Source organism: Staphylococcus sp. HMSC061G12 (assembly GCF_001838465.1).
Classification (GTDB): Bacteria; Bacillota; Bacilli; order Staphylococcales; family Staphylococcaceae; genus Staphylococcus; species Staphylococcus simulans.
Genome location: NZ_KV837152.1, coordinates 148,884 through 161,027 on the forward strand (window position 1 = coordinate 148,884; position 12,144 = coordinate 161,027).

The 12,144-nt window shown below is 35.4% G+C and carries 3 protein-coding genes and 1 pseudogene; all 4 read right to left on the reverse strand.

The annotated features are described in order from the left end of the window. Nucleotides 1-322: 322 nt before the first annotated feature. The gene (locus tag HMPREF2937_RS10885; protein WP_070864578.1) at nucleotides 323-9,166 is read right to left on the reverse strand and encodes a GA-like domain-containing protein; all 8,844 of its coding nucleotides are present in this window, start codon (nucleotides 9,164-9,166) and stop codon (nucleotides 323-325) included. Nucleotides 9,167-9,174: 8 nt separating this feature from the next. Continuing rightward, nucleotides 9,175-9,274, reverse strand: a pseudogene (locus tag HMPREF2937_RS14270) (YSIRK-type signal peptide-containing protein); the annotation flags it as partial. Between the two features lie 195 nt (nucleotides 9,275-9,469). Beyond that, nucleotides 9,470-10,300 (reverse strand): AraC family transcriptional regulator, encoded by an 831-nt coding sequence (locus HMPREF2937_RS10890; RefSeq protein ID WP_070864579.1) that lies wholly within the window; start codon nucleotides 10,298-10,300, stop codon nucleotides 9,470-9,472. A gap of 298 nt (nucleotides 10,301-10,598) precedes the next feature. Beyond that, nucleotides 10,599-12,144, reverse strand: a 1,546-nt coding sequence (locus HMPREF2937_RS10895) for a Rib/alpha-like domain-containing protein (protein WP_142351440.1), incomplete at its 5' end; no start/stop codon positions are given.

Below are 12,144 nucleotides of genomic sequence, written 5' to 3' on the forward strand. Positions count from 1 at the left end.
GGCTTAACGGCTCGCGGGGGTTCGAATCCCTCTTTCTCCGCTACGATAAAGGATGAGATACTAAACAGTGTCTCATCCTTTTTTATTAACTTAACGTAAAAATTTAACTAAGTTATTATTATACGCTTAACAAATATTAGACTACATCACTAAATCCCACTCTATCATCTTAGAATGGGGTTCTTTTTATGGCGAGACTACTTTGTCTCACTTATTACGAGTATTTAGACGAAACGGTAAAGATATAGCTGATATTAAGATATTAACAATAATCGATATCAAAAAAGCCGCACTCACTACGAGTACGACTTTCGTTTAAATATTAATTTTTTCTACGACGACTGCTTACTAAGAATGCGGCTCCGATCAATGCGGCTAATCCGCCTACAAGGATGCTGTTAGATTGTGACTGACCTGTATTTGGTAAAGCTTTTTGTTGTTTAGAAGAAACTGTTTGTTCTGGATGTGTAGTTCTAGTTGTTGGGTTGTTTGATGTTTGTGATGAACGCTCTTCATCGTTTTGATACATATGTCTATCAGAAGCTCGAGTAGTATCTTGATGTTCATTTGTTGATTCATCAGAAGCATTGTTATCTTTAGACGTCTGATGTTTTTGTGTTATTTCGGTTTGATTTTCTACCTCTAAAGACGTGCGTTCAGATGATGCTTCCTCTTCTGTTGTATGCTCTAGTTGTTTGTTTGTACCTTCTGTTTTGACTTCTTGTTTAACTTCACTCTCAGTATTCAAATCAACTGATGAAGTTGTTTCAGAAACCATCTGGTTAAGAGAAGTTTCATCTGCATTTTCTAGGTGTATTTCTTCTCGTTGTGTAGTTGTTGTAACAGACTTTTCCGATACTACTTCATTTGAAATTGTTTCAAGAGAAGTTGTAGATTTATCTTCAGTTACTGCTGGAATTTCAATATTTTCTATGTTGTTTAACTCTGAAATCAAGTTGCCTTTTAATTCACTTGGTAACTGAGCTATTGCTGATTGTGCTAATTCTTTTGTTGTCTTTACTTTTTCTTGAACAATCGTTAATGCTTCTTGTTCTTCTGTCTGTACATGATGATCTGAAAGTACTTTTTCAAGTTCAATGTGTGCTGCGTTATTTGTTGATATTGCTTCCCTCAACGCTGCTTCTGCTTCATTTAACCATTGATCTTGGATGTCGTTTGTACCATTCGCATTAGCGTCATTGATTTCTGGGATGTCGATACCTTGTAATTGTGCTAATAACGCTGGTAAATTGCCTTTTAGTTCACTTGGTAATACGTTTACTTTTCTCTCTGCTGATGTTTTTAATATTTGCGCTTCTTCTTGTGCAGATTTTAGTAATGTTTGTTCTTGTGGTGTAACTAAATTGTCAGAGACTGTAGAATCAAATAATATTTGAGCATGCTCATCAGCTGACTGTGCTGCTTTTACCGCATCTCTCGCTTCATGGATTAATACATCTACATTATCATCAATACCATTTTCATTTTGATCATTAATCTGCGGTAATGTAATACCTTTGAGCAACACTAAATCTTTTGGAAGATTACCTTGCAATGTTAATGATAATTGATTTACCTTTTCTTTTGCTTGTGCTTTCACATTTTCGTAAATTGCTTGTAATTGAGCTAATTGCTTATATTCGCTTGGTGTAACTAAACCATCTGCTGTATTCGTTGCTATTTTTTCCTGTAGTTTAGCATCCATTGCTTGTGCCACTCTGACAAACTCTGTTGCTTCAGCTAATGCAGCATCATCTGCGTCTGAAATATTATTGGCATTTTGATCATTGATGTTTGGAACTGTGATGCTTTGAAGTTGTTTTAAACGTACTTCAAATGGTGATTGATAAGTTGCTGGTAATTGCTTCACAATTTGTTGTGCTGAATCTTTAGCACCTTCAAACAATGCTTGATGTTGTAATAAGTTTTGATGTTCTTGTGGTGTAATCAAGCCATTTTCATTTGCTGTATCAAGTTCAGATTGTATCTCTTGATTCATTTTTTCAGCTTGTGCCACGCGTGCTTCTGCTTGTTCTAGCAATGTATCAATATCATCTGCAATGCCATTTGCATTTTGGTCATTGATGTCTGGAATTGAGATAGCTTGCATTTGCGCTAAAGCATTCACTAATTCATCTTTAACTGCTGCTGGAATCTTACTTTGTTGAATCGTCTCAGTTGCTTGTTCTTTTAGTTTTGATGCATGGTTTTGTGATTCAATCAATGTGTCTTGTTCTTGTGGTGTAATTAAGTAATCTGCATTCGCTTTTATTAAATCACCTTGTGCTGTTTCATGTGCAGCTTTTACTGCATTTATTAAATCTTGAAGTGTTTGATCCAACGTATCATCTACATCATTATGGTTGTGATCATTGACTGCTGGTACTGCAATACCTTTTAAAGCATCAAGCATTTTTAGAAGTTCACCTTTTAGTGCATCATCAACTAAAGCAATTTTATCTTTAGCAATATTTTTCTGTGCTAAGAATGCTTTTTGAAGATTTGATAACATATCATGTTCATCGTCGTTGATAACACCATTGTCCTGAGCTGTTTCTAATCCTGCTTGCGCAACTTTTTCTGCTGCTTCTGCTGCCTTAATTGCTTGTAATGCATCACTCATCAATTGATCTTGGTTATCATCGATACCATTTGCATTTTTATCATTCACTTCTGGGACATCGATTGCTTTTAACGCATCTAATTGTGGTTGGAATTCCGGTCTTAAGTTTTCATCAATCATATCCACTGCTTTTTGAGCATAGTGTTTCGCTGCCTTCGCATAGTTGACTTGGTTAATTAATTCTGACTGTTCTTTTGGTGTGACTAATTGATCTTGTTGAATTGATTCTAGTTGTTGTTTTGCTGTTTCATGTGCACGTTTTGCTTCATCAACTAAGTCTTGAACAGCTGCTTTCAATGCATCTGTATGATCATCAATGTGGTTATTATCTTGATCATTGACAGTTGGTAAAGTAATTTCATTAATCGCATCTAATTGTAACTGCAAGTCTTTTTGATATGCCATTGGTAAATCATCAATTGCTGCTTGCGCCGCAGCTTTATTAGCTTCTGCTAAATTTTTAGCACCGCTTAGAACTTCTAATTCACTAGGATTGATTAAACCGTCTACTAATGCCTCATCTGCTTTAGCTTGTGCTGCTTGCGCCATATCTTTAGTCGCATTGATTAATTGTTGTGCCTTGTCTATTAATGTATCAATATCATCACGAATACCATTTTGATTTTTATCATTCACAGATGGAATTGAAATTCCTGTTAACGCTTGTACTTTTTCAGGCAGATCTTGTCTGTATTTACTCTCAACTGCTTCAAGCTTTTCTTCAGCTAACGCTTTCTTTTGTTTAAATTCTTCTTGTAACGCTTTTAATTGTTCTTGTTCATCAGGGTTTACCACACCATCTGCTTGAACTTCTTCTACTGCTGTTTGTGCCACTGCTTCTGCATTTTTAGCTGCTTCATAAGCTTTGGCTGCCTCATCAAATAAGCTATCTTCTTTATCTGGCACACCATTATGATTTTCATCGTTGACTTGTGGCGGCCCAATTGGTGTTAATGCATCGAGTTCTGTTTGTAACGTTTGTTTAACAGGTTCTGATAATAATGCGTCTACTAACGTTTGTGCTGCTGCTTTTTTGTCCTCTGCTAATGAAATTGCTTTGGCTAAATCTACGCTTTCTTCTGGTGTAATGATATTATCTTTTTGAATATCATCCATTTGCGTCAATGCATTGTTATAAGCTGCTTTTGCTGCTTCTACCGCTTCTTTCGCTTTATGAATGGCTTGATCTACGTCATCACGAATCCCGTTTTTATCCTTGTCATTCACTTCTGGTACAGTAATACCTGTTAATGCCGCAAGTTGTTGTGGCAGGTCTTTGCGGGATACTTCTTGAATCGCATTAATTTTTTCATTTGCTAATGCTTTCTTTTGTTCAAAGTTAGCTTGTGCTGCTACTAATGCTTGGTGTTCTGTTTCATCAATTAATGCATTTGGTTTTAGTGCTTCAGCTAACATTTCTTTTGCTGCTTTATCTGCTGCTTGTGCCTCTTTCAATGCATCTCCGGCAAAGCGTATTAATAAATCTTCTGAATCTGGAATATCATTTGCATTGTTGTCATTTACTGGTGGAACGATTAAATCAGGGTATTGTCTTAAAACGCTCAGTAACTCTGCTTTTAAAGGTGTTCCATCTGAGAGATTATGAACATCGGTAAAGGCATTCATTTTAGATTCATATGCAGCAAGTTTGAAAGGTCTTAATGATTCGATTTCGTCTGGGTTAACTAATCCATCATCTTGTATCGCTAAAATCGCTGCTTTTGCTGCTTTATCTGTTTCTACAACTTTTTGTACAAGTTTTCTGAGTCCAGCCTCTTTATCATCAGCTACATCATTACTATTAGCATCATTCACTTCTGGTACATCAATACCTGTTAATGCTTTTAATTTCCCAGGCAATACACCTTGATATGCTGGATCAACTGCGTCTAATGCTTGTTGTGCTGTTGCTTTCTTTTGTTCAAAATCATGTTGTAAGTTTTGTAGTGTCTGATGTTCTTCTGGTGAAATAGCTTGATTCTCGTTTGCTTTTGTTAATTCAGATTTTGCCAAAGCATCAGCTGCTTTTGCTTTTTCAATTGCTTCCTCTGCTGCTTTAACTAAAGCATCTTGAGTATCTGGAATCATATTGTTGTTATCGTCATTGATGTCTGGAACACGAATACCATCTAATTTTGCTAGTTCTTGCTCTAAAGGTGCACGTAATGCTTCAGGTAATGCATTCACTTTTTCTGTTGCTTCTGCTTTTGTTGAAACAGCTTTTTTCTGAGCTTCTGTTAAATCTTGATGTTCTTTCGTATTAATCAGCTTATCTTGTGCTGCGTCTGTTAAGTTATGTTTCGCTGCTAAATCTGCTGCTTTTGCTTTGTCTAAAGATACTTGTGCTTCTTTAAGCAATGCTTCTAGTTCAGCTTGATCAACATCGTCTGTTTTACCATTATTATCTTTATCATTTACTTCTGGTACAACAATACCGTTTAACGCTGCTAGTTGTGTTGATAATTCTCCACGATACTGTACATCAATCGCATTGATTTTATCGTTAGCTGCTTGTTTCTTCGTTGTGAAATCTTGTTGTAGCTCATCTAAGTTGTCATGTTCTTGTTGATTAATAACTTTGTCATCATTAGCTTTAACCAATTCTTCGTTAGCTAATTTATCCGCTGCTTCAACTGCTTTAATAGAAAGTTTAGCCGCTTCAATCAACACATCTTGTTCATCAGGGATGTTGTTATTATTGTTGTCATTAATGCCTGGTACCGTAATACCTTTTAACTTAGCCAATCTTTCTAATAATGATGTTTGTACTTCTGATGGTAAGGCTTTAACTGCTTTATCTGCTGTTGTTTTTGTTGTATCTGCATTTTCTTTTGAGACAGTTAAATCTTGATGTTCTTGAGCTTTAATTAAGTTATCTGCATTGGCTTGTTGTAATTGTGTTTGTGCTGCTTGGTCTGCAGCTTCTGCTTTCTTAACTAAATTTTCTGCGTTTTTCAATGCTGCATCTTGTTGTTCTTTTGCATCTTGATCATCTGGTTTACCATTTCTATTTGTGTCATTAACAGCAGGAACTGTAATTCCTTTTAATGCTTCAAGTTGTGTCGTTAAATCACCACGATATTTCTCTTCAATCTGGTTAATTTTATCGCTAGCTGCTTGTTTCTTCGTTGTAAAATCTTGTTGTAAGTTTTCTAAGTTGTCGTGCTCTTGTTGATTGATGGCTTTATCAGCTTCAGCTTTAGTTAATTCTTCGTTTGCATTTTGATCTGCTACTTTAACTGCGGCTAATAAATCTTTTGCCTCTGCGATTAATGCGTCTTGTTCGTCTGGAATGTTGTTGTTGTCAGTATCATTAATAGATGGAATTTCAATACCGTTCAATGCATCAAGTTCGTCTAATAAAGGAGCTTGCATGTTTTCTGGAAGTGCTTCTACTAAACCTCTTGCAGTTGAATTTGCTTCGTCAGCCTGATTTTCTACAACATATAATCCTTCTAATTCTTTGAGTGAAATAACATCATCTTGGTTTACTTCAGCTAATTTAGCTTGTGCTGCTTTATCAGCAAGTTTTGCTTTCTCAATTGCCGCTTTCGCTTCTGCTAAGCTTTGGTCTGTTTCGGCACGATCAGCAGTATCCGGTTTTCCATTATTATCAGTATCGTTAACAACCGGAACTTCAATTCCTTTTAACGCATTGATTTGTTGTAATAGTTTATCGTTATATTTCTTATCAACTGCATTAGCTTTTTCTGTTGCTGCTTGTTTTTGAGTTTCAAAGTCTTTTTGAAGTTCTGTTAATTTCGCATTTTCTTCTTGATTGATACCCTGGTTTTCTTGTGCTGTTGCTAATTCGGAAACTGCTTTTTTCTCAGCATCTTCTGCTGATTTAATCGCTGCTTCTGCCAACTTGATTAACTCATCTTGGGTGTCTGGAATATCATTCTCATTTTTATCATTAACTTCTGGTACAACAATCCCTTTTAAAAGATTCAATCTGTCTAAGAATGATTGTTGTTGCTCCAGAGGTAATGTTTTAACTGCTGCTTCTGCTGTTGATTTTGTTGATGTTGCAAGTTCTTTTGCAGCGGTTAATTCTGTATGTTCTTGTGGCTTAATTAAGTTGTCTTCATTTGCTTGTTGTAATTGTGATTGTGCTGTTTGGTCTGCAACTTCTGCTTTCTTCACTAAGTCTTCAACATTATCTAAAGCTGCTATGAGTTGTTCCTTTTCATCTTGTTCGTCTGGTTTACCATTGTTGTTCTTGTCGTTTGCTATAGGAACTGTAATACCCACAAGCTTATTCAATTTTTCAATTAATGGAGATTGATGTTTCTCATTAACTTCTTTTATCTTTGCTTCTGCTGCTTTTTTCTTAGTTTCAAATTCTTTTTGAAGTGCTGATAAATTATCATGTTCAGTTGGAGAAATCGCATTGTTTTCATTTGCTGTTTCTAATGTTGCTTTCGCTTTGCTTTCAGCCTCTTGTGTTTCTTTTAACAGTTGCTCAGCCTCTGCTATCAACTTGTCTTGATCATCAGAAATTGAATTGTTATTTTCATCATTTACTTTTGGTAATTCAATCTCAGTTAATTGATCTAGTTCTTGTTGTAATGTTGCTTTTAAACGTTCCGGCAATTGATTCACTTTTATTTGCGCTTCATTTTTTCTAGATGTTGCTGTTTGAATTTCATTTTGCAAACCGTCCATTTCATTTTTGCTTACAAGTTGGTCGGCAGCGATTGTTTGAGCTGTTGCTTTTGCTTGGGCATGCGCTTTTTTAGCTTCTTCAATCGAAGCGGTTGCTTCTGCCATAATTTGCTTATCAATTTCTTTTTTAAGTTCATCAGAGAGTTTTAATGCAACGGTTTGATAATCTGTTGTTAGGTTTTCAATGTGCTTTGTCCCATTATCAAATGACCACTTCACTGGAACGTTTAATGCATTTCCATCGTAATATTCTTTTAATCGTGTCCATTTTTCTGAACTTGTGCTGATATCTTCAGTTGTTAAGTTATGTTTCAAAGTGATTGAAGGCGTATAAGTTTTATCATAGAAAGCTGCTTGTGATAAAGCATTGTTGCTGTTAGTTAGTATCACTTTGTTTGTATTATTTTGAGTGGCAGCAAAGTAATTTGTATTAGGTTGAACATTTGCAACAATGCCTTGTGGAAATGCTGCTGTCATTTCAATTTTGCTTGGTAAAGTCGCTGTTTGATGTACTTCTCTTGTTGGAATATACTGGGTGATTGTTACTTTCGCATCATCATTTCCAGTTGGATTAACGACTTGAACTGTATAAGGTTGTACTGGTACTAGTAAGATACCTTTTACATGAAACGCTGTACCTGATGCATTTCTTCCAGTCATACTATAAGTCAATTCACTCTTATCTTTGAAAGTGGCAGTTACTCTATTTGGATAATCTTCAACAGCCCCTCTTGGGTGTTCACCTGTCGAAATAATGACTTTATTATCTTTTAACTCTAAATTAGCTGTAGCCTCTGAAAGAGTGTTACTACTAATATACAGTTCGTTAATTTCATTTCGGTTAAAAGTTACGGACTTTCTAACATCTACTTCTTTATTTCGATCATAATCATCAAGATCATAAATATTTAATAACCCACTTACAGGATGAAGTTTATCATTGAGATTCTTTAGCCCTTCTATTACAGAAGTAATAGACGTACCGTTAGTAACCTTATTATAAAAACCGTCTAATTTTGTCTTATCGATATTAGACATGAATTTAATGTTAGCTGTTGCACCGCCACCATCTTGAGAAGTCATAGACAACATGTCTCGACCTGAAGTAAAGAAATATCTTTTATTAGTTGGAAACTTTCTAGATGGTTCATCCATTTTGACATGCACCAATGCATCTACTTTATGACCGTTCGCTGTACCTACATTATTGATATACACATAGGCTTCTGGTTGAGTATCATCAAGAGTAATATAATCACCTAGATACGCATGAATGCCACCACCATTTGTAGTTGTAGTTTTTTTACTTGTCATTGTTTCTTTGTTCGTTAGGAAAGAATAAGATTTACTGTCATGATCTTTAAATTTAGGTGAAAAATCAATATAATCTGGTGCAACTATTTGTCCTGGATTCGCTACTTTCTTCACTAAATCGCTACCAGTATAATCAATGATTTTTCCATTGTACGTTTCATTATTAACGGGTGCTTCAACTTGTGGTTCTGTGTCTAATGAACGCTTTGCACGTGTATGAATCGTTGGATTTGATTCTGATGTTGGGTCAATCGTTGGTGTTGATTCTGGAGTTGTGTCTTTTGCTGTTGGATTTGTTTCTTCTGGTTGTGGTGCTTGTTCTATAGTTGTCGGTGCTTCTGATGTTGTTTGGTTTAATTCTGGATTATGAGGTGCAGTATTTTCAGAGGCAGGAGCTTCTGTTGTTACAGGTGGTGTAACGACTGCTGTTGTTTTTGTCTCTTGGGTTGGTTGAGACGTTGTGTCTGAGTTAGGTTTTGGTGATTCAGACTGAGTTTGAGTGGTGTCTGTACTAGATGTTTGTTCTTCTGCTGCTTGGGCGTCATGACTGAGGCCAAACATGAGTGTTGCTCCTACAAGGATAGAAGCGGTTCCTACCGTAAATTTACGGATAGAGTACTTGTTTTGCTTATTAGGCAAAAAATCAAGTCTACGATTGGGTTGTTTCATTGTTGTTCCTCCGATGTGTCTGTGTCTATATGCTGAGTGTTCTTTTCTAAAAATCATTTACTTACATCCTCTTTTTAAGAGAACAAAATTTATATTAACTGATTTTTTTCGAAAATAAATAGACATCAAAGGAATAGTAAAAAAAGTGCATGTCAAAAGTAAAAAAAGTGCAAGCGATGAATATCCCTTAAATTTTTAATTGTTCACCGTTTCTAAATAGGACAAAGCTTCTCTATAAATCAATTCAGATATCATATTTTCTGCCCGTTTATAGTATTGAGCTTGGTTGATAAAATCTTTGGGACTCATGTGAAATTGGTTTTTAAAGTTTTTCAAATATGTACGATAACTCGCAAAATTATATTCTTTCCATAACTCATTTTCATTACCGCGGATGAGTAATTCTTCTGCTAATTTATATAGCTTGAGTCGTCTTACATATTCATTAAAACCTATTTGCATCTCCTCTTTGAACTTTCTCGAAAGAAAACTACTGTTTACATAAAGTACTTGCGCGACATCGCTTAACTTTAATGGTGCTTTAAAATTATGATTAACGTGTGAAACAGCTTTTAACACATTCTCATTTGTAGTGAAATTAAAAACATAGCTTTCACTTTCGCTGTAGTATATATGCAAATAATTAATAAGTTTAATGATATTGATATCAGCCATAAATAAATCTTCTTCATACATAAAACGAATATAGTTCATAAACGCTTTTTTCATACTAAGCTGTGTTTGGTCTGTTTTAGTGATGTTACGCGCATTTCTTAAATAATATTTATTGAAGTGTACTTTATTGATAGAGAGGCAAACAATACTGCCATCGATACTTTGGATCTGTGAGTATTTCATTTCTGGTGTTGTGACAAATGTATCGCCAGTCCCATATTCTAATTCGATCTCATCAATAGTTACTTTAGCCAAACCACTTATCACAAAGTACACAGTAATATATTGGTTGTCGTGCATTAAGTCAAAATTACATACGGACGAAGTAAAAATATTATAGGTATAGTCCATCATTGATTCTCCTATCAAGTATAAAATTAAGAAAAAGGTGTCTAAAAAATGAATTAAAAAGTGATAGTTAGAAGTGAATTAAAAGTGTCAAAACAAACTAGAAAATGTTTGTGTTAGGAATTAAAAAGGGGCTCTTATGAGAGTTAACTTTGTTTATCATAGCTTATTAATCGTAAAAGTTGAATACTTTTTTCTAAATTCAATTGTACTAAATTACAAAATCGGGGATTTCCCTATATGCATAAAAAAGACCGTACCCAATAAAGTGTACGGTCTAAAAACTACTTATGATTTAGTTTTATTTATTGTCATCGTGATTACGACGTCTTCTGAATAACAAGATTGAACCTAGGGCTGCGAATAATCCGCCAAATAATACGCCACTATTAACAGTGTCTTTACCTGTATCTGGTAAAGCTTTAGCAGTTGATTTTGCTTTTGATTTGTCAGCTGTTTTATTTGAAGATTCATCTTTCACTGTTGATACTCCAACTTTAGAAGATTTATTGTTTGTATCAGTTGTGTTCGTATCAATTGTGTTTGTTCCATCAGATTCTGGTGTATTAATTTTTTCTTTATTCGGAGTAGGTACAACTTCTTTGTCGCCTACTACGATTGCAGTTGATGATTTAGAAATATTACCTGCTTCATCAGTAGCAACTACAGTTACTTTATCTCCATCTTTCAACATTACATTAGAAGGAACATCCACTGACCATGTGCCATCTTGTCCAACTTTGACTGTAACTACTGAGCCATTAGGGAACGTTACAGTAACTGTTGTACCTGGTTCAGCAGTACCTGTGACTACTTTATCTCCAGCATGAATTACATTAACAACTGGTGCTTCTGGTGCAACTGTATCTTTAACTGGTGTTACTGTTTCTTTTGAAACATTGCCTGCTTCATCAGTAATTACTGCTTTCACATTGTCTCCATCTTTCAATGTTACAGCTTCAGGAACATCTACTTTCCAATTACCATCTTTATCTACTTTAGTTGTTACAGTAGATCCGTCTGGGAATGTCACTGTTACAGTTGAACCTGGTTCTTTGCCAGTTCCTGTGACAGTTCTGTCTCCTGCTTCAATTGGGTTCACAACTGGTGCTTCTAGTGCAATTGAATCATGTACTGTGACATCAACAGTAACATTTTCTGTTGAACCATCTGGATATGTCACTTTAACTATAACTGTAACAACCTCTCCTTCAGCAGCATCTTCTGGTACTGTAACTGTAATTTTACCAGTATCAGGATTTACTGTAACTGTCCAATCTTTATCTATTCCTGATTCACTCGGAATTTCAAAGTGTGTGCCAGTTGGAACATCATCTTTGACTTGAGGAATTTCAATAGACTCTCCAGGGTTCACTTGGACATCGTTATATCCAGGATTGTATACATCAGCATCTGGTTGCGGATAAACAGTGATTGTGACATTTATATGGTCAGTTGTGCCATCTGGATAAGTGACTGTTACTGGGACATCATACACACCTGGAATTGAACCACTTGGGATTAATGTTGGATTATCCACTGTAACTTTATATGGTTTTTCAGTATCAGGGTAACCTGGAACAGTTACTTTACCTACAATTTCATCAATCGTTGTATGACTGCCATACGGTTTTTCAATTGATTGAGTTGTCGGTTCATACGTATCTGAATCTTTTGGACCAACGACTACTTTCACAGATACATGATCTTTTGTACCATCTGGATAAGTGACTGTAACCGGTACTTCATATTCACCTGGAACTTTGCCATCAGGGATTAGCGTTGGGTTATCTACCGTAACTTTTGGTTGATCACCTGTTGTTGGGTAATCAGGAACAGTTACTTGG

What these genes read in the sequence shown, in the direction of transcription:
- HMPREF2937_RS10885 (WP_070864578.1), bottom strand. Translation starts at nt 9,166, where the DNA reads ATGTTTGGCCTCAGTCATGACGCCCAAGCAGCAGAAGAACAAACATCT.
- HMPREF2937_RS10890 (WP_070864579.1), bottom strand. Translation starts at nt 10,300, where the DNA reads ATGGACTATACCTATAATATTTTTACTTCGTCCGTATGTAATTTTGAC.